Below are 17,338 nucleotides of genomic sequence, written 5' to 3'. Positions count from 1 at the left end.
AGCTTAGGCCGTCTGAACGTTCAGACGGCCTGTTTACACTACTATTTGAAAAACTGTCCGCAACACGCCTTAAACTTTTTGCCCGAACCGCACAAACAAGGCTGTTTCATCGTCGGTAACGCAACGGTCGGCTCAATAAAGTACCAACGCCCGTCTATTTTCACAAATGCCGACAATTCATGATGGCACTCAGTTTGCCCGTTCTCTTCAAAATACGCCTCAAACTCGACCAAAGCATGCAGCTTGCCAAACGGCACATGACGGATAACCTTCAATCCCGACCACTGCATCTGCCTACTCCATGCCGCCAAATCCTGCTTGTCCAACAAATTCTGCTGCGCAGGGACAGTCGTGTCCACGATATAGTCGATTTCCTGCAAAACATACGCGCTGTAACGCGAACGCATCAACTCTTCCGCCGTCGAGGCCGCCGCCTCACGCGCATGAAACGGTGCGCAACATTCCGTATAAACACGCCCCGACTGACAGGGGCAAAGTGTAGCCGTCATTCCTAATTACCCGAATAAATCCATTTCAAAATTATAACGCAAACCCGACTCAGGCCGTCTGAAAACGAGCGTAGCGCGTTTCGCTAAAACGAGTGTAGAGAGTTTCACTAAAATAAGCAAAGCGGGTTTCGCCAAAACAAACGCAACAATCTGATATAATGCGCCTTTTCGATTTTGACTATCCATGATGACCATTCCCATCCAAAGCATCAGCCGCCTGTTGCCGCAAACCCAATGCCGTGAGTGCGGCTATGAAGGCTGCCTACCCTATGCGCGCGCCCTGTCGGCAGGAGAAACGCCGGTAAACCTGTGCGCGCCGGGTGGGGAAACCGTCATGAAAGACCTGGCCGACCTGTTGGGCAAGCCCTACCTCGCGCCGGCAAAAACACAAATCAAAGCCGTGGCCCTGATTGACGAATCCGCCTGCATCGGCTGTACCGCCTGCATCCGCGCCTGTCCTGTCGATGCCATTATGGGCGCGTCCAAACTGATGCACACCGTCATCAGCGACGAATGCACCGGCTGCGGCTTGTGCGTTACCCCCTGCCCCGTCGACTGCATCGACATGGTTCCCGTATCGCAGCCCTTCCTGCCGTCCGCACGCCGTTTCAGCACCTCTGCCGAACCGCGCTTTGCCGCCGCCGAACACGCACAAAGCCGTTTTGAACGCCATACCGCGCGCAAACAGCGCGACGATGCCGAACGCAAAGCACTGCTGGCGCAACGCGAAGCCGCCGTCAAAGCCAAACAGGCCGCACAGGCACAAGCCCAAACAGCCGCACCAAGCGCCGTATTCAACCCCATGGATTTGATTGCTAAAGCCATGGCCAAAGCGCAATCGCAGCAGGACAAACTCGTCTCCTCCGACAACCGCGAAGACTTCAAAGCGCGCCAAATCGAAGAAGCCAAAGAACGCGCCGAACTGCGCCGCGCCCAACGTGATGCCAAATACGGCAACGAAGCCGAAAAAGCCGCCGCCATCGAATTTCTGCGCCGCTACAAAGCCGAGCAGGAAGCGGCCAAAGAAACCCGCTGATTTCCAAAACAACAAACCCATTCCGACCGCATCAGGCCGTCTGAAAACATTGCACGAAAACCAATAACTTTATGACCATACAAGAATTTCCACACCAGCATACCGCCCATTGCGAAAGCGGTGTGATGTCCACCCTGCTCAAATACCATGGCCACAATTTAGACGAAGCCATGATTTTCGGCATTGCCCACGCGCTGACATTTGTCTGGATGCCGCTGATCAAATTAAACGGCATGCCGCTGGTTTCCTACCGTACCGCGCCGCGCAGCATCATCAAAAACACCTGCAAAGCATTGGGGCTGAAATTATCCGTCCGCAAATTTTCCGACGCACAAAGCGGACAAGCCGCGTTGGATGCCGCACTATCCTCAGGCAAACTGGCCGGTTTGCAAACCTCCGTCTTTTGGCTGCCCTACTTCCCGCCACAAATGCGTTTCCATTTCAACGCACACAATCTCTTGGTGTACGGCAAAGACGGTAACGACTACCTGATCAGCGACCCCGTATTTGAAACCGTGCAACGCTGCGCCGCCGAAGATTTGCAGCGTGCGCGGTTCGCCAAAGGTGTATTGGCGGCAAAAGGCATGATGTATACCTTGGAAGACAACAGGCCGTCTGAAAAAATCATGGCAGACTTGCCCGCCATTATCCACAAAGCCATACGCAAAAACGCCAAACATATGCTCGCGCCGGTCTTTTTCATCGGCGTAAAAGGCATCCGCACGCTGGCCAAAAAAATCGAATCCCTGCCTGCCAAACAAAACGACAAATACCAAAAACTGTTTCTCGGCCATTTGGTGCGGATGCAGGAAGAAATCGGTACCGGCGGCGCAGGTTTCCGCTACATCTACGCCTACTTCCTCGAACAGGCCGCCCATATCTGCAACGAACCTGCGTTTCAGACGGCCTCAGAACAAATGACCGCCATCGGCGACCAATGGCGCCAATTCGCAGCAATGTGCGTGAAACAGTGCAAAAAACCGTCCGAAAACGGCTGCCGCAACATTGCCGAATTTCTGCTCAAAATTGCGGATGATGAAGAAGCGTTATGGCGGGAATTATTGAAATAATCAGGATTTATTCGATCCCGATTAATCTACCGTGAATTATTTTGACATTCAGGCCGTCTGAAAACTAAAAGAAATTAAAAATGCGTTACCTAGCTACTGTCTTATTTTTGTATTCCGCCTTGACCCATGCCGCGCCGCAAAATGGCTTTGCCTTGGTTCATGATGCCGACGGACACACCAATTTGCGCGAAAGCCCCGATTTGAATGCCAAAGTCTTGGCAAAAATTCCCAACGGCACGCCGTTGGAATGTCTGGGTGATGGCGGCGAAGGCAGCCTGAGTTTCTGTACTGCCCAGCTGCAACAACCCGCCGCAGAAGACTACGGTTTCATCCATTACAGCCGTCTGATATTTCCCGCCGCCGATAAAAGCTTCGTCCGTCTTCGCGAACAATCCAGTCGCGACGATACGCTGACTTTGTCCGGTAGCGGACAAACGGTACACATCGTTGCCCGCCGCATCCATCCAAAACTCAGCGACTTCTCGGGCATCAACAAAGACAAATACACCGCGCGGCTCTATCGAGGCAAACCTTTCTATGGTACAGACTACGACATTCCCAAAAGCGTGTTCGCGCTTGAACGTATCACGCTAAACGGTCAAGCGGTTCCCGCTGCCGAACTGCAAGGACTGTTCTCGCCCGATTTTGCTGCCACCGCACGCGGCAGCAATGTATATCAAGGCTGGGAAGCCTATTACCGCGGCAGCGATAAGACGCTTTATCTGTTTGGCAGACAAGGTTCGGACGGCGCTCCCTTCGGCGTCTGCTTTATATTTAAGGACGGCAAATTCCAGCGCCGTTATTTATGGGGTGCTGCGATTTAAATATCGCTTGAAAGGCCGTCTGAAACCATGATTCAAATCCAATCCCTCTCCCACCGTTATCCCAAAGCCGAAACTGCCGCGCTGGACAATGTGTCGTTCGACATTGCCGACGGCGAATGTTTGGGGCTGCTCGGCCACAACGGTGCGGGGAAAACGACGCTGATGTCGCTTTTGGCCGGCTTGCAGGAAGTACGGCAGGGCGAGATTTTGTTTGACGGCAAGCCATTGCGTCTGTTAAGCCGTAGCGAGCGGCAGAAAATCGGTTTGGTGCCGCAGGATTTCGCGTTTTATCCGCAGCTTTCCGTGTGGGACAACCTGCTGTTTTTCGCCTCGCTTTACAAAGTGCGCGACAAGGGTCGTCTGAATGCGCTTCTAGAACAGACCGACCTGACCGCCCACAAAAACAAGGCGGCAAAGCATCTTTCGGGCGGGCTTAAACGTCGTCTGAATTTTGCTATCGGCCTGATTAACACGCCGCAACTGGTGTTCCTTGACGAAATCACGGTAGGCATCGACCCGCAGTCGCGCCGCTTTATCCTCGACAGCGTGGCGGATTTGACACGGCAGGGAGTAACGGTGGTTTATACCTCACACTATCTGTCGGAAATTGAGCAGCTTTGCGACAAAATCGCGCTGCTGCAACACGGCAAGCTGGTGTACCACGGTGGTTTGGACGAGCTTTTAAGTACGCAAACCGGTATTGTGCGTTTTACTGTCGAACCGCCGTTGCCGCCTCAGACGTTGATCGCCTTAGGTGCCAAACAAGTAGACAGCCGCGGCATGATGGAAACGGCGCACGATGCCGCCGCCGTTTACGCCACCCTGCAACAAAGCGGCGCGCAAATCCGCTACTTCCAGCAGGGACACGGTTCGCTGGAAACGTTTTACCTTGATTTCCTGCGCAAAGACGAGCCAGCAACAGATAAGCAAAACCCACAATGACGATTTCCTCCCTCCTCAAAGAACTCAAACTGCTCTGCCGCGACCTGCACGGTTTGGCCGTGTTGTTTGTGATGCCCATCGCCTTCATGCTGATTATGTCGTTGGCGCTGAGCCGCGACCAAGATCCGCACACCGACAGCCGTATCGCGCTGGTTGGCATAGCAAACGATAGTATCAATACCGCGCTGGCCGCTGCGCTGGAAAAAGAGCAAATCCATGTCACACTGATGCCGTCTGAAAAACTGACCGACGCGCAAAACGGCCTGCACGACAAACGTTTCCAACTGGTGCTGCACAACCCGAACCCCGCTTCCGGCAAAATCGCCGACGACAAAGCCCTGCAAATCTATGTACCGCCCGATACCGAGCCTTCATGGCTGGCGGCTGTCAAAGGCGTTTTGCAGCAGCACTACACTGAAACGCGGCTGGACGCTTATTTCGACAACAATGACGGCATCAAAATCGACAATAAAAAACTGCCTCGTTCCATCCGCAAAGACATCCAGAAAAAAGTGGATGAAAAAAACGACGAACAATTCGCCGCCGTGCGCAGCTTTTTAGATAAAAAAATGCTGGAAGAACACTATCTGAGCGTAGGCAGCGGCACGGTGGAAAAACCCAACGCCGTACAGCACAGTGTACCCGCATGGCTGATTTTCGGTATGTTTTTCATCATGATACCGCTATCGAACGTCATGGCGCTGGAACGCCAAACCAACACCATCACCCGCCTGCGCCTCGCCCGTGCTTCCGCATTCGGCCTGATTGCGGCGAAGCTCGTCCCCTATTTCCTGATTAACCAGCTTCAGTTTGTCGGAATGCTGCTGCTCGGCCGCTACCTGCTGCCTGAAATCGGCGTGCCCGCCCTCATACTCAATGGCAGCCTTGTTCCCTACGCGTTGCTGTCCGCTGCCGTCAGTGCCGCCGCACTCGGCTACGCGCTGTTAATCAGCGTCTGCGCCAAATCTACCGAACACGCCGTCGTACTCGGCGGCGGCGGCATTATCCTGATGGCGGCAATCGGCGGCATTATGGTGCCTGCACACGTCATGCCCGAAACCATGCAGCAACTCACTTGGATTTCCCCGATGGCTTGGGGCTTGAAGGCTTTTCAAGAATTGCTGCTCAACCGCAGCGGACTGGACGGAATCGGCCGTTATCTGCTTCTACTGTCAGCGTTCTCTTTTTCCACATTGACTGCTGCCGTATTGGTTTATCGTAAGCAGTTGCAGACGCAGGTAAGGTTTTAAACGTTTGTCTGCCCTAAGTAGAAAACTTATTTCTCAAAACCATTCCTATAAAACTCCAGGCCGTCTGAAAATACTTTCAGACGGCCTGATGCTTGATATGCTATGAATTGTTTCAATAACAAAATATGTTCAACAAAATCCTAAAATCCAAACGTAAAAAAACCTGCTTTTTTCAAAGCAGGTTTTCATATTTGGTGGGTCGTGAGCGATTCGAACGCTCGACCAACGGATTAAAAGTCCGCTGCTCTACCGACTGAGCTAACGACCCGATAAGCTGTGCATTATAGAGATGGAGCACACAGCTGTCAACACCTTTTTTAAACTTTTTTATTCGACGACGATTTTCGGGAAGCGGCTGCTGAAGTCTTTGCCTTTATCGGCAATGGCCAGTGCGATTTGGAAGGCGGCTTCGGTGTAGATGTCGGCGATGGTTTGGTTGTTTTCAAACAAGGCAGAAGATGTGCCGCTGTCCATGGCTTCGCGTACAGGCAGGCTCAATGGAAGTTGGCCGAGCAACGGTACATTCAAACGCTCTGCCAAGTTTTTGCCGCCTTCTGCGCCGAAGATTGCTTCGGCATGGCCGCAGTTGGTGCAAATATGGACAGACATGTTTTCCAAAACGCCCAAAATCGGAATATTGACTTTGTTGAACATATCCACGGCTTTGCGTGCATCAATCAGGGCGATGTCTTGCGGCGTGGTCACGACAACGGAGCCGGTTACGGGGATTTTTTGCGACAGGGTCAATTGGATATCGCCGGTACCGGGTGGCAGGTCGATGAAGAGATAATCGACATTGTCCCATTCGCTTTGGAACATAAGTTGTTGCAAGGCTTGGCTGACCATCGGGCCGCGCCAAACGACGGCTTGGTCGGTATCGACCAGAAAACCGATGGACATCACTTGAATGCCGCTTTCGGCTTCAACGGGAATGAGTTTTTTGTTTTGTTGGTCGGGTTTACGGTCTTGTACGCCGAGCATGGTGGGCTGACTTGGGCCGTACAGGTCGGCATCGAGTACGCCGACGCGCGCGCCCATTCTGGCCATTGCGGTGGCAAGGTTGGCAGTGGTCGTTGATTTGCCGACGCCGCCTTTGCCCGATGCTACGGCGATGATGTTTTTCACGCCTTTGATGGTTGCTACGCCGGGTTGGACTTTATGCGTACCGATTTCGGTATCGATACTCAAGTGAATGTGGGTATCACCGGTATGCGAAATGACGGCTTCTTGAACGGCGTTGGCAATGTCTGCGGCAATATGGGCAACCGGGAACGCGAATTTCAGGCCGATATGCAGGCCGTCTGAACGCTCTTCCAGAAGCGAAACGGCTTTTTCGCTGCCCAAAGTGCGTATTGTGGTGGGAATCAACACGGCATCGAGTGCGGTTCGGATGGCTGGAATATTCATAATCTGCCTCTTGAATGTGGGAAATTGTTTGATGTGCGCGATTTGCCTGCCTGACAAATCTGCTGAATTATACCCTTGAACGCCATGTAAGGGATACGCCCGAAAAACTTCAGGCTGCCTGAATCATCGGGCAGCCTGAAAAACGGGTCAACTGAAACGCGGCCTTATTCGCTCAAGAGCGCAATGTCGGCAACTGCGTTCATTTGTTCTGCCAAACGGTTCAGCAGGTTCAAACGGTTTTGTTTCACGGCGGCATCTTCGGCCATTACCATCACGCCGTCGAAGAAGGCATCGACTTGCGGTTTGACGGAAGCCAGTTCGGACAAAGCAGTTTGGAAATTGCCTTCGGCAACGGCGGCGGAGATTTTCGGCTGCAAACCTTGCGCGGCGGCATACAGGGCTTTTTCTTCGTCTTGTTGCAACAGGCTTTCGTTAACCGCGCCCAACTCGGCATCGGCTTTTTTCAGCAGGTTTTGCACGCGTTTGTTGGCGGCAGCGAGCGCGGCGGCTTCGGGCAGTTGTTTAAACGCGGCAACGGCTTGCAGTTTGGCGGTCAAATCGTCCAAACGGCGCGGCTGTTTGGCGAGTACGGCGGCGACGATGTCTTGCGGATAGTCGTTTTGCAGCAACACGGCAAGGCGCGCCTGCATGAAGTCGACGGTTTCAGACGGCGTTTTTTCGTTGAGCAAACCTTTGGGGAAGCTGTCGAAGGTCGTCTGAATCAGCTCGTTCACGTCCAAGCCATACTGCATCAGCATCCGCAAAATACCCAAGGCAGCGCGGCGCAGGGCGTAGGGGTCTTTGTCGCCGGTCGGAATCAGACCGATGCCCCAAATGCCGACCAAGGTTTCCAGTTTGTCGGCCAGCGCAACGGCAGTAGCGACTTTGCCGTTCGGCAGGTTGTCGCCGGCAAAACGCGGTTGGTAGTGCTGCTCGATGGCTTCGGCGATTTCTTCGGTTTCGCCGTCCAAGCGGGCGTAGTATTTGCCCATCGTACCTTGCAGTTCGGGGAACTCGCCGACCATTTCGGTCACCAAGTCGGCTTTTGCCAGACGCGTGGCGCGTTCGGCTGCGGCGGCATCTGCGCCCAGTGCTTTGGCGATGTGGGCGGCAATGCTTTGCAGGCGTTCGATGCGTTCGGCCTGCGAACCGATTTTGTTGTGATAAACCACGTTTGCCAGCTTGGGCAGGCGGCTTTCCAAAGTCGCTTTCTGGTCTTGCTTGTAGAAGAACTCGGCATCAGACAGGCGCGCACGCAAAACGCGTTCGTTGCCTTGGATGATGTGCGACGGGTCTTCGGTTTGCAGGTTGGAGACCAGCAGGAAGCGGTTCATCAGCTTGCCGTTTTGGTCGAGCAGCGGGAAGTATTTTTGGTTTTGCTGCATGGTCAGAATCAGGCATTCCTGCGGCACGGCGAGGAAATGTTCTTCAAAACCGGCTTCCAATACCACAGGCCATTCGACCAATGCAGTCACTTCGTCCAACAAGGCTTCATCGGCGGCAACGGTCGCTTTCAGACGACCTGCCTGTTCGTTCAAGGCTGTCTGAATCGCAGCTTTGCGCTCGGCAAACGAAGCTACGACTTTGCCTTGCTCGCGCATTTGTGCGGCGTAGCTGTCGGCGTTTTCAATGGTGATTTCGCCGTTGGACAGGAAGCGGTGTCCCAAGGTTTGATTGCCGCTTTGCAGGCCCAAAACGCTGACGTTCACGATCTCGCCGCCGTGCAGCACAATCAGCCCGTGGACAGGGCGCACGAAGGTGAATGTGCTGCTGCCCCAACGCATGACTTTCGGAATCGGCAATTTTTTCACTGCGGCATTGATGATGTCTTCCAAGAGTTCGCCCAATGGTTTGCCGGTTTGGACGTACTCGTAGGCGTACACGTCTTGCTTGCCGTCGTTGATGATGGTTAGGTCTTCGATTTTCGCACCCGCACCGCGCGCAAAACCTTCCAAAGCCTTAGTCGGCGCACCGTCCTTCATGGCATTGGCCACGGCCGGGCCTTTTTTCACGATTTTTTGGTCGGCTTGAACGGCCTTCACGTTTTTGACTTGAACGGCCAAACGGCGCGGAGAAGCGTAGGCAGTGTATTCGGCCTCGCCGTCAATTAGTTGCGCTTTTTCCAAGCCTTCGGCAACGGAAGCGGCAAAATGGTTGCCCAGATTATTGAGGGCCTTTGGCGGGAGTTCTTCAGTGAGAAGTTCGATTAAGAGGGTTTGGGTTGTCATGTGCTTATCGTTAAATAGGAAATTGGTTTGGCATCTGAAAACGGCATCATGCGGTTTTCAGACGCAAGGTTGATTGAATTGACGGCGATTTTATCATTTTCAGACGGCCTGTGGCTGTCTTTCACAAACAATTTGCCCGATTTTCAAGCAACTTCGTCCGCAACGGCTTCAATTCGCAGCGCGGATATACGGCAAACCGCTGGTTTCGTCGCTTTCGGGAATGTCGCTTCCGGCAAACAGCGCACCGGCCAAACGCACGGCTGCGCCGGTCACGGCCGGGGAAATCATAAAGCCGTGGCGGAACAGGCCGTTGACTTCAATCAGGCGGCGTTCGCGGTTGAAGCGGATTTCAGGATTGTGGTGGTTTAACGTCGGGCGCAGGCCGGTGGCCAGTTCCAAAAGGTTTGCCTCGCCAAAGGCCGGATGCACGGCATACAGCGCGGACAAAAGTTCCAAACCGGAACGCACGCTGGCCGGCGCTTGGCTTTCGCTTTCGATTTGGGTCGCACCAATCACAAAAATATGGTTTTCCTTCGGCGCGATATACAAAGGATAGCGCGGATGCAGCAGGCGCACGGGGCGGGACAGCTCGACTTCTGGCGCGTAAACGCGCGCCACTTCGCCGCGTATGCCGCGCAATTGGCTTTCAGACGGCCTGTTCCACGCTGCTTTTGCACCATAACCGCGGCAGTCGATGACCCAATCGTATTGCGCCGCCAAATCTTCGACTTCGCGTTCGCACAACCAATGGCAAGGCACATTCATTGATTCCAAAGCATCGGCAAGCGCATTCAATACCTGCCGTCCGTCCAACTGTCCTTCCACCGGCAGATACAGGCCGTCTGAAAACCGCCCTGCCAGTTGCGGCTCGTTTGCCGCGATTTCATCTGCGTTCCAACGTATGGTTTCATGTTCCGCCACGCCGCCGCGCTTCAAATGACGGGCAAACTCGGCAGAAAGCGGCTTGTCCTGCGTATGCCAAACAATCAGGCTGCCTTTTTCCTGCATCATCACCGGCGTGTTCAGACGGCCTAAAATACCGCGCCACAGCGCGAAACTCTGCCTGCCCAAACGGATGACTTCGGGCGTTGCCTCCACCGCTTCGGCAGACGGCGCCAACATGGCCGCGGCAACATAAGCGGCGGCTTGCGCGCCTTTGCGTTCGCCTTTCTCAAACAACTCGACCGAAATGCCCTGCTCTGCCAGCTGGAACGCCATCAGACGGCCCGACAGACCGCCACCGAGTACCGCAACCTTAGACATCAGTTTCTCCTTGTTTTTAATATATAAATAAGCAGCATATTTTAGAACTTGTTTTGCTGTATCACAATATCGACAGAAAATGAGAAAAGTTTTTGCATATCATGATTGCCCAGATCAAGCCGATAACTTATAAACAAACAGACGGAATCCCTCCCTCTGCAAGCAGTTACCCATCGCCTCAGACTGCCAATCAGCTTTTATAAAAATATCTTCCTTACATAAAACCTACTATAATGCCATCTTTTGACATATTTACATTCACTCAACATCATTGCACCTGCTGATTGGCTTTGATGCACCCATTTGATTTTATAAGGAATAATGATGAAAAGCTTGGGCAGTACTTTATTTATCCTCGGCGTATTGGCATTCGGTTTGAATTATATGAACGCCGTCCCCAAAGTCTTGGCCTGGATTTACGAATGGGGCGAAGATACCGCCCTATGGATTAAAGCAGGCATTACAGGTAGTGGCGCTTTACTGTGGTTGGCAGGCAATTTCCTTGAAAAACCTGCAGAGGTAGAAGCAGAACAGGAAGAAGAATAAATACCATAAAAGGCCGTCTGAAAAGTTCAGACGGCCTTTTTTATATCTTCGGCAAAACAGTATCTACTTTATGTCCGAAAGTATGCTTTATCGGATAAATTGCTTGTTTATTACTCCACGCGTCGAAGTTGACTTTTATGGATATAACCCTGAATCGAAATATGATGACCATACTCGTCTTTTTCTGTGTGAGCTCCCTGATTGCTGTACCACAACCAGTCGCCTTTTCTGAAGGCTGGGGCGATCTGTACACGTGTTCCGTTTGGGAGTGTTTTGATGATTTCGCCTTGCCTGATCGGTTCTTCGGGGTAGCTGTTGTTACGGACGTTTGCCGATTCGTCAGGGCTGGCGACAACATAATTGTGCACGATAAAGCCTTGGCTCTGATGGACGTAGCCTGTACGGTGTCCGTCTAATTGAATATGAAACCATTTACCCTGTTTACTGAGTATTTTATGTTTTTTGCTTTCATAATCCAGTACGGTCATGATTTTGCTGCGTGTATCAGGAGCGGCACGAACGTTTGCAGAGCCATCGCATTCGGTATAAGGCAAAAAGTAATCAGCGGCTTGGGCTGCGGCCGACGACAGTAAAACCGTTAAAAACAGTGCTATTTTCTTCATGGTTGGTTTTCCTTATATGTTTAGAGTGAGTTTGTTGTAGCGGTAAATTATGTTGCCGTGCAGGCTTTGACGCTGAATACGCCCGCCTGCTTATCCGAATTTCACTTCTACCCCGAATACTTCCCGCCATAGTTTTCGCACGTTGTCGTAGTGGGTCAGCAATTCGTCCGTTACTTCGGTTTTTTTGGCATCTCGCAGTTTGGTGTTGTGTTGCTGCTGGCGGTAGAAGCGGTAGGCGGTGCGGCTTTGTTCGGCGAGAGTTTTGTCGATGAGGCCGCAGTCGGCAGCGATGTTCAACAAGGCAATGTTGCCGTAATTATCGAGGAGTTGCGGATACTGGCGGGCATGGGCAAGTATCAGATATTGGACGATAAATTCGACGTCGACCACGCCGCCGCGCGCGTATTTGACGTTGCTGTCAACCGGCGGATGGGTAGGGAACATTTTTTCACGCATTTCGATGATTTCGCCTGACAAGGCGGTTTGGTCGCGTTCGGCGGTGAGGATTTCGGTGCGGATGCGGTCGAAGGCTGTCTGAATTTCGGGTGTGCCACAGATGAAGCGGGCGCGGGTGAGGGACTGGTGTTCCCACGTCCAGGCGTTTTCGCGCTGGTATTTTTCGAAGGCGGCGATGCTGTGGGCGAGGAAGCCGGCGTCGCCGTTGGGGCGCAGGCGCAGGTCGGTTTCGTAGAGGCTGCCTGCTCCGGTGGCGGCGGAAAGCCAGTTGGTCAGGCGGCGGGCAAGGCGGCTGTAAACGTCGCCTGCATCGGAATGCGGGTCGTCGTAAAGATAGACCAAGTCGAGGTCGGAGGAATAGCTGAGCTCTTTACCGCCCAGTTTGCCGTAGCCGATGATGGCAAATTGCGGCGTGTCGCGGTGTTTTTTGGGCATATCCGCCCACGCGCATGGCACAGCGGCGGCGAGGATGGTGTCGGCAAGTGCGGAGAGTTGATCGGAAAGTGATTCTACCGTCCACAATTCGGCAAGGTCTTGAACGGCGAGGCGGAAGACTTGGGCGTGTTGGAAATGGCGCAATGTGTCCATTTGCGCTTCAGTATCGCCGCCGCAGGCTTTGAGGTCGTTTGAAAGTGCGGCGGCAAGGGCCGGCCAGTCAAACGTGGTATCCAAAAGCTGGGCGCTGATGAGTTCGTCCAGCAGAATCGGGTATTTGCTCAGATACGCCGCCACCCATGAGCTTTGGCTCATGATTTGTGCCAGATGCGCCAAGGTTTGCGGATGTTCGTTAAGGAAGGCGAGATAGGCGGAGCGGCGGCTGATGTTTTCGAGGAAATCAAACAGCCGCATCAGCGTATCGGTCGGATTGGGTTGCTCGGCCGCCGCCTGTACGAACAGCGGCACAATGGCGTCAAAACGCGGCTGGGCGTGTGCGGAGAGGTGGCGGTATTTATGACCGTGCCGGATTTGGTCTAGCCTTGCGGCGATGGTTTCGGCATCGAACCCGTGTTCTTTCAGACGGCCTTGCCGCTCTTCTTCGTCGGGCTTTTCCTGCCATACCCACTGCCATTCGCTATTGTCGGGGGTTTGTTCTTCGGGTTCGCTCAAAATTTCGTTGAACAACTGATTGACCTTGGTGCGGTGAATGTTGAGGTCGTCTGAAAAGGCGGCGTAGCTGTCGAAACCCATGCTTTCGGCGAGCAGTTGCTGCTGTTCGGGTGAGGCAGGCAGGGTTTGGGTTTGCTGGTCGTCCCAGTATTGCAGTCGGTGTTCGACGTCGCGCAGGAAGCGGTAGGCGGCAAGCAGGGTTTCGACGTTTTCAGACGGCATGATGCCCAGCTCGGCAAGTTTCTTCAGCGTTTCTTGCGTGCCTTTCAGTTGCAGCGCGCGCATTTGGCCGCCACGTATCATCTGGAAAATCTGGGCGATAAATTCAACTTCACGGATGCCGCCTGCGCCGAGTTTGATGTTGTCCGCCATGCCTTTTTTGCTAACTTCGCTGCGGATTTGGCGGTGCAAGTTGCGCATCGCTTCATACGCGCTGTAATCCAGATATTTGCGGAACACAAAGGGGCGTACCAGCGCTTTGATGTCGTTCGGATACGGCGTAACCACGCGGCCTTTGCACCACGCATAGCGTTCCCATTCGCGCCCTTGCGTAATCAAATATTGTTCCAGCGCGGTTTCACTCAACACCAGCGCGCCCGAATCGCCGTCCGGCCGCAGCCGCATATCGACGCGGAACACCTGCCCGTCGGCGGTGATGTCATTCAGCAGCGCAATCAATTTCTGCCCGACTTTGGTGAAAAACTCCTGATTGCCCCGTTCGCGCCTGCCGTCGGTGTCGCCCGATTCGGGATAGACGAAAATCAAGTCGATGTCGGAAGACACGTTCAACTCATAGCCGCCCGCCTTGCCCATCGCCACCACGCTCAAATACTGCGGCGATTTCGTATAACGCCCGATCGGCGTACCATACATATCCTGATAATAGGCGTAAGAAAAGTCTAACGCAGTATTCACGGCAAAATCGGCAAACAGCGTAATCGTACGGGTTACTTCGTTCAAATCGCTGATGCGGTTGATATCGCGCACGATAATCTGCGACACGACATAACGGCGCAACTCGCGCAACTGCCGCGCTAATTCTTCCTCGTTTTCTTCCGCGCGGATTTTGTCCCAATCGGCAAAAGCTTGAAAATCAGCTTCGGTCAACGCCTTGTCCAGCATAGGCAGGAAAATTTCGGGCTTGAGTTTGCCGGAATCAAGATTACGGGCGAGAAAAAGGGAATAACGGCGGGCAGTATCGAGGCGGTTCATAATCTTTGCCTGAATAAACAGAAAAGACCATCATAGCAAGGTTTCAGGCCGTCTGAAACCCACGCTTTCCCCTATCCGTGCAATCGGCTAAAATACCAACCTTTGCAACCCCCACATAAGGAAACCGCCATGACCCGTATGGTTCACTGCGTCAAACTCGGCAAAGAAGCCGAAGGCATGAAATTTCCGCCGCTGCCCAACGAATTGGGCAAACGCATTTTTGAAAACGTTTCCCAAGAAGCATGGATGGCTTGGACCCGTCACCAAACCATGCTCATTAACGAAAACCGCCTAAGCCTTGCCGATCCGCGCGCACGCGAATACCTCGCCCAGCAGATGGAACAATACTTCTTCGGCGACGGAGCAGATGCCGTACAAGGCTATGTTCCGCAAGAGCCTAAATAAGCATTGAAAAGCCAAGGCCGTCTGAAACCCGATTTTCAGACGGCCTTTAAAATTCCCGATTGCCCCGCATATTAGGCAAATAGAACAGATAAATCATACAAACCCATGATTCTCTGTTAGAATCCAAATTTCATTCATTCTCAATCTATATTGGAGCAAACGCCATGCAAAACGACGTTTACGACTATACCTCGCAAGGCTCGGTTGCCAAAAATACCGTCCTACAAAAAACCTACCGCCTGCTCGGCCTGTCTTTCATTCCTGCCGTTGCCGGCGCATTCTTTTCCGCCAAAACAGGCTTTAACATTTTCTCCATGTTCGGTTCATCTTGGATTGCCCTAGCTGCCTTCTTCGGCTTCTTCTACGGCATGACCTTCCTGATCGAGAAAAACCGTTACAGCAACGTCGGCGTAGCCCTGTTGATGATCTTCACTTTCGGCATGGGCCTTGCCATCAGCCCTATGTTGCAATACGCCCTGGCGATTAACAACGGCGCGCAAATCGTCGGTACGGCCGCCGCCATGACCGCTGGTGTCTTCTTCACCATGTCCGCCATGGCGCGCCGCACCACAATGAATATGAATAAACTCGGCAGCTTCCTCGGTGCCGGCGCCATCGTGCTCATGATTGCCGTTGTGGCCAACATCTTCCTCAACATCCCTGCCCTGAGCCTGACCATCGCGGCCGGCTTCGTTGTCTTCAGTTCCCTGATGATTATGTGGCAGGTGCGTGCCGTTATCGACGGTGGTGAAGACAGCCACATCAGCGCGGCGCTGACCATCTTCATCTCCATCTACAACATTTTCAGCAGCCTCTTGAGAATCCTCATCTCTATTAGCGGTGACGACTGATAAAGCCGCAAAGGCCGTCTGAAATTTCAGACGGCCTTTTTGATTTTTGACATCACCGGCAAACTCCCCTATCCTGAACGTACACAAACCCCATTCCCAACCCAAAATGACCACGACCACTCCGCGCCGTGCAGTGTACGCAGGCAGCTTCGACCCTCCCACCCTCGGCCACCTGTGGATGATACAGGAAGCCCAATCCCTCTTTGACGAACTCATTGTCGCCATCGGCACCAATCCCGAAAAGCGCAGCACCTACACCATAGAAGAACGCCGCGCCATGCTCGATGCCATTACCCACCCCTTCCCCAATGTCCGCATCAGCGTGTTTGAAAACCGCTTTTTGGTCGATTATGCCCGCGAAGCCAAAGCCAATTTTATCGTCCGCGGCATCCGTTCCGCCGCCGACTACGAATACGAACGCTCGATGCGCTACATCAACAGCGACATCGCCCCCGAAATCTCCACCGTCTTCCTGATGCCGCCGCGCGAAATAGCCGAAGTATCCTCCACCATGGTCAAAGGCCTGGTCGGCCCACAAGGCTGGCGCGACATGATAGGCCGCTACCTCCCCGACCCCGTCTATCAAAAAATCCTGCAAGACCACGAAACAAACACATAAAACAAAGGCCGTCCGAACATTTCAGACGGCCTTCCAATTTTCATTGATTATTTACGGGCAGACGTCAACGCCTGCAGGTTTTGATTCAACGTTTCCATGTCCAACCAACCGGCGGCAATAAACAGCATCAAAATCACCGTACCCACACACAGCACGCCGATACCATACAACAGATAGCCCACCAAAACACGGCCTACCGTCGCATTCCCCATCCACATCAAACCGCGTACCTGCACCACAAAAACCCAAGCCTGCCACAGCAGCGCAAACGCAGCCAACGCCGGCACATACAACACCAGCAACAGCGGCAGCAGCAAAGCCTCAGACACCAAAATAAAGCCCCACAAAGGCAACCGGGGCGCACCGTAATAATGCAGCACCTTGCGCATCGAGCGGCTCAACACCAACCATTTCACAATCACCAAAATCACCGACAGGCACACCGCCGCCGCGCCACTGCCAAACAAAGGCGACATGCTGGCCGCATTCACCACACCCAACAGCAGCAACACCGCCGCCATCACCAAAGGCGAATACAAATACGTCTCCGGCGAACGATAGCGCAAACGCAAAACATCCCACATATCACGAACAAACACATACAGCATGGCATAAATCCAAAGCAAAAAAGCCGATTGTATCTTAGGCCGTCTGAAAATCAAACCGGCAAACCTAAAAACCGCCAATTAAAACGAAAAATAATTCAATACAAAACAAAATCTTAATTTACCGCCTCAAAAATAAAGCCTACAACCGCTTGCACAAGGCAACGAAATTTGGTTTAATTCACATCTCGCAACGAAACACGCGAAGGCCAGATAGCTCAGTTGGTAGAGCAACGGATTGAAAATCCGTGTGTCGGCGGTTCGATTCCGCCTCTGGCCACCACCAACCGCCTTGAAGCGGTTATTTTTTTATCTATACGATTTGCACGCCATACTTAGCGCAAATCCCATTCCAGACCATGCGTCCCGATTTCCACACAAGGCC

16 protein-coding genes and 2 tRNA genes are annotated in these 17,338 nt (G+C 53.1%); 10 read left to right on the top strand and 8 right to left on the bottom strand.

Going from position 1 to position 17,338, the window contains the following annotated elements; translation table 11 throughout:
* Positions 1–41: 41 nt before the first annotated feature.
* Entirely contained in the window at positions 42–509 is a 468-nt protein-coding gene (locus tag ACTHUR_RS04435; protein ID WP_004518935.1) for a YchJ family protein, read from the bottom strand.
* Positions 510–696: 187 nt separating this feature from the next.
* Here ACTHUR_RS04435 and ACTHUR_RS04430 point away from each other — a divergent pair, with 187 nt between their 5' ends.
* The 5 genes from ACTHUR_RS04430 (at position 697) to ACTHUR_RS04410 (ending at position 5,631) form a co-directional block, all read left to right on the top strand.
* Complete coding sequence (locus ACTHUR_RS04430) at positions 697–1,545, top strand: RnfABCDGE type electron transport complex subunit B (RefSeq protein ID WP_440361237.1); 849 nt, start codon at positions 697–699, stop codon at positions 1,543–1,545.
* Positions 1,546–1,616: 71 nt separating this feature from the next.
* On the top strand, positions 1,617–2,615 hold the full coding sequence (locus tag ACTHUR_RS04425; RefSeq protein WP_107848638.1) for a BtrH N-terminal domain-containing protein: 999 nt from the start codon (positions 1,617–1,619) through the stop codon (positions 2,613–2,615).
* Positions 2,616–2,695: 80 nt separating this feature from the next.
* Positions 2,696–3,439: an SH3 domain-containing protein gene (locus ACTHUR_RS04420; RefSeq protein WP_440361230.1), complete on the top strand. Its 744-nt coding sequence runs from the start codon at positions 2,696–2,698 to the stop codon at positions 3,437–3,439.
* Between the two features lie 27 nt (positions 3,440–3,466).
* Positions 3,467–4,381, top strand: coding sequence for an ABC transporter ATP-binding protein (locus tag ACTHUR_RS04415; RefSeq protein WP_440361229.1), 915 nt, complete (start codon positions 3,467–3,469; stop codon positions 4,379–4,381).
* The gene (locus ACTHUR_RS04410) at positions 4,378–5,631 is read left to right on the top strand and encodes an ABC transporter permease (RefSeq protein WP_440361228.1); all 1,254 of its coding nucleotides are present in this window, start codon (positions 4,378–4,380) and stop codon (positions 5,629–5,631) included. The genes ACTHUR_RS04415 and ACTHUR_RS04410 overlap by 4 nt, the downstream gene beginning before the upstream one ends.
* A gap of 192 nt (positions 5,632–5,823) precedes the next feature.
* Here the strand turns inward: ACTHUR_RS04410 and ACTHUR_RS04405 are convergent.
* The 4 genes from ACTHUR_RS04405 to ACTHUR_RS04390 all read right to left on the bottom strand — a co-directional run bounded on the left by ACTHUR_RS04405 (position 5,824) and on the right by ACTHUR_RS04390 (position 10,529).
* A tRNA-Lys gene (locus ACTHUR_RS04405) sits at positions 5,824–5,899 on the bottom strand.
* A gap of 59 nt (positions 5,900–5,958) precedes the next feature.
* Complete coding sequence (gene apbC, locus ACTHUR_RS04400) at positions 5,959–7,038, bottom strand: iron-sulfur cluster carrier protein ApbC (protein ID WP_036493993.1); 1,080 nt, start codon at positions 7,036–7,038, stop codon at positions 5,959–5,961.
* 164 nt (positions 7,039–7,202) lie between these two features.
* A complete protein-coding gene (gene glyS, locus ACTHUR_RS04395; RefSeq protein WP_049336666.1) occupies positions 7,203–9,266 on the bottom strand; it encodes a glycine--tRNA ligase subunit beta in 2,064 nt (687 codons plus the stop codon).
* 168 nt (positions 9,267–9,434) lie between these two features.
* Entirely contained in the window at positions 9,435–10,529 is a 1,095-nt protein-coding gene (locus ACTHUR_RS04390; protein ID WP_049336665.1) for an FAD-dependent oxidoreductase, read from the bottom strand.
* 324 nt (positions 10,530–10,853) lie between these two features.
* Here ACTHUR_RS04390 and ACTHUR_RS04385 point away from each other — a divergent pair, with 324 nt between their 5' ends.
* Positions 10,854–11,075, top strand: a complete 222-nt coding sequence (locus ACTHUR_RS04385) for a hypothetical protein (protein ID WP_049336663.1) — start codon at positions 10,854–10,856, stop codon at positions 11,073–11,075.
* A 110-nt stretch (positions 11,076–11,185) separates the two neighbouring features.
* Here the strand turns inward: ACTHUR_RS04385 and ACTHUR_RS04380 are convergent, their stop codons facing one another.
* Positions 11,186–11,698 (bottom strand): SH3 domain-containing protein, encoded by a 513-nt coding sequence (locus ACTHUR_RS04380; RefSeq protein ID WP_049336662.1) that lies wholly within the window; start codon positions 11,696–11,698, stop codon positions 11,186–11,188.
* A gap of 90 nt (positions 11,699–11,788) precedes the next feature.
* Entirely contained in the window at positions 11,789–14,473 is a 2,685-nt protein-coding gene (gene glnE / locus ACTHUR_RS04375) for a bifunctional [glutamate--ammonia ligase]-adenylyl-L-tyrosine phosphorylase/[glutamate--ammonia-ligase] adenylyltransferase (RefSeq protein ID WP_440361227.1), read from the bottom strand.
* 129 nt (positions 14,474–14,602) lie between these two features.
* On the opposite strand from glnE, the gene ACTHUR_RS04370 reads away from it, so the two are divergent.
* The 3 genes from ACTHUR_RS04370 to coaD all read left to right on the top strand — a co-directional run bounded on the left by ACTHUR_RS04370 (position 14,603) and on the right by coaD (position 16,348).
* Positions 14,603–14,878 (top strand): oxidative damage protection protein, encoded by a 276-nt coding sequence (locus ACTHUR_RS04370; RefSeq protein ID WP_003682648.1) that lies wholly within the window; start codon positions 14,603–14,605, stop codon positions 14,876–14,878.
* A 164-nt stretch (positions 14,879–15,042) separates the two neighbouring features.
* Complete coding sequence (locus tag ACTHUR_RS04365) at positions 15,043–15,729, top strand: Bax inhibitor-1 family protein (protein WP_049336659.1); 687 nt, start codon at positions 15,043–15,045, stop codon at positions 15,727–15,729.
* Positions 15,730–15,835: 106 nt separating this feature from the next.
* Positions 15,836–16,348 (top strand): pantetheine-phosphate adenylyltransferase, encoded by a 513-nt coding sequence (gene coaD / locus ACTHUR_RS04360; protein ID WP_049345008.1) that lies wholly within the window; start codon positions 15,836–15,838, stop codon positions 16,346–16,348.
* A gap of 47 nt (positions 16,349–16,395) precedes the next feature.
* Here coaD and ACTHUR_RS04355 read toward each other — a convergent pair whose 3' ends face one another.
* Positions 16,396–16,956 carry a hypothetical protein gene (locus ACTHUR_RS04355; RefSeq protein ID WP_049336656.1) on the bottom strand — a complete coding sequence of 187 codons (561 nt, stop codon included), beginning with the start codon at positions 16,954–16,956 and terminating at the stop codon, positions 16,396–16,398.
* Between the two features lie 204 nt (positions 16,957–17,160).
* Between ACTHUR_RS04355 and ACTHUR_RS04350 the strand changes: the two genes are divergently transcribed.
* Positions 17,161–17,236: transfer RNA gene (locus tag ACTHUR_RS04350), tRNA-Phe, on the top strand.
* The last annotated feature ends 102 nt before the right edge of the window (positions 17,237–17,338 follow it).

This window comes from Neisseria sp. P0021.S007, from assembly GCF_051956855.1.
The sequence above is the reverse complement of the archived record's forward strand: the minus strand, read 5'-3'. Positions and strand labels throughout refer to the sequence as shown.

Bases quoted from the DNA above. Each gene is read 5' to 3' on its own strand.
- ACTHUR_RS04390 (WP_049336665.1), bottom strand. From the start codon at position 10,529: ATGTCTAAGGTTGCGGTACTCGGTGGCGGTCTGTCGGGCCGTCTGATG.
- ACTHUR_RS04365 (WP_049336659.1), top strand. From the start codon at position 15,043: ATGCAAAACGACGTTTACGACTATACCTCGCAAGGCTCGGTTGCCAAA.
- glyS (WP_049336666.1), bottom strand. From the start codon at position 9,266: ATGACAACCCAAACCCTCTTAATCGAACTTCTCACTGAAGAACTCCCG.
- ACTHUR_RS04370 (WP_003682648.1), top strand. From the start codon at position 14,603: ATGACCCGTATGGTTCACTGCGTCAAACTCGGCAAAGAAGCCGAAGGC.
- ACTHUR_RS04355 (WP_049336656.1), bottom strand. From the start codon at position 16,956: ATGCTGTATGTGTTTGTTCGTGATATGTGGGATGTTTTGCGTTTGCGC.
- ACTHUR_RS04385 (WP_049336663.1), top strand. From the start codon at position 10,854: ATGAAAAGCTTGGGCAGTACTTTATTTATCCTCGGCGTATTGGCATTC.
- ACTHUR_RS04425 (WP_107848638.1), top strand. From the start codon at position 1,617: ATGACCATACAAGAATTTCCACACCAGCATACCGCCCATTGCGAAAGC.
- ACTHUR_RS04420 (WP_440361230.1), top strand. From the start codon at position 2,696: ATGCGTTACCTAGCTACTGTCTTATTTTTGTATTCCGCCTTGACCCAT.
- ACTHUR_RS04410 (WP_440361228.1), top strand. From the start codon at position 4,378: ATGACGATTTCCTCCCTCCTCAAAGAACTCAAACTGCTCTGCCGCGAC.
- glnE (WP_440361227.1), bottom strand. From the start codon at position 14,473: ATGAACCGCCTCGATACTGCCCGCCGTTATTCCCTTTTTCTCGCCCGT.
- ACTHUR_RS04435 (WP_004518935.1), bottom strand. From the start codon at position 509: ATGACGGCTACACTTTGCCCCTGTCAGTCGGGGCGTGTTTATACGGAA.
- apbC (WP_036493993.1), bottom strand. From the start codon at position 7,038: ATGAATATTCCAGCCATCCGAACCGCACTCGATGCCGTGTTGATTCCC.
- coaD (WP_049345008.1), top strand. From the start codon at position 15,836: ATGACCACGACCACTCCGCGCCGTGCAGTGTACGCAGGCAGCTTCGAC.
- ACTHUR_RS04415 (WP_440361229.1), top strand. From the start codon at position 3,467: ATGATTCAAATCCAATCCCTCTCCCACCGTTATCCCAAAGCCGAAACT.
- ACTHUR_RS04380 (WP_049336662.1), bottom strand. From the start codon at position 11,698: ATGAAGAAAATAGCACTGTTTTTAACGGTTTTACTGTCGTCGGCCGCA.
- ACTHUR_RS04430 (WP_440361237.1), top strand. From the start codon at position 697: ATGACCATTCCCATCCAAAGCATCAGCCGCCTGTTGCCGCAAACCCAA.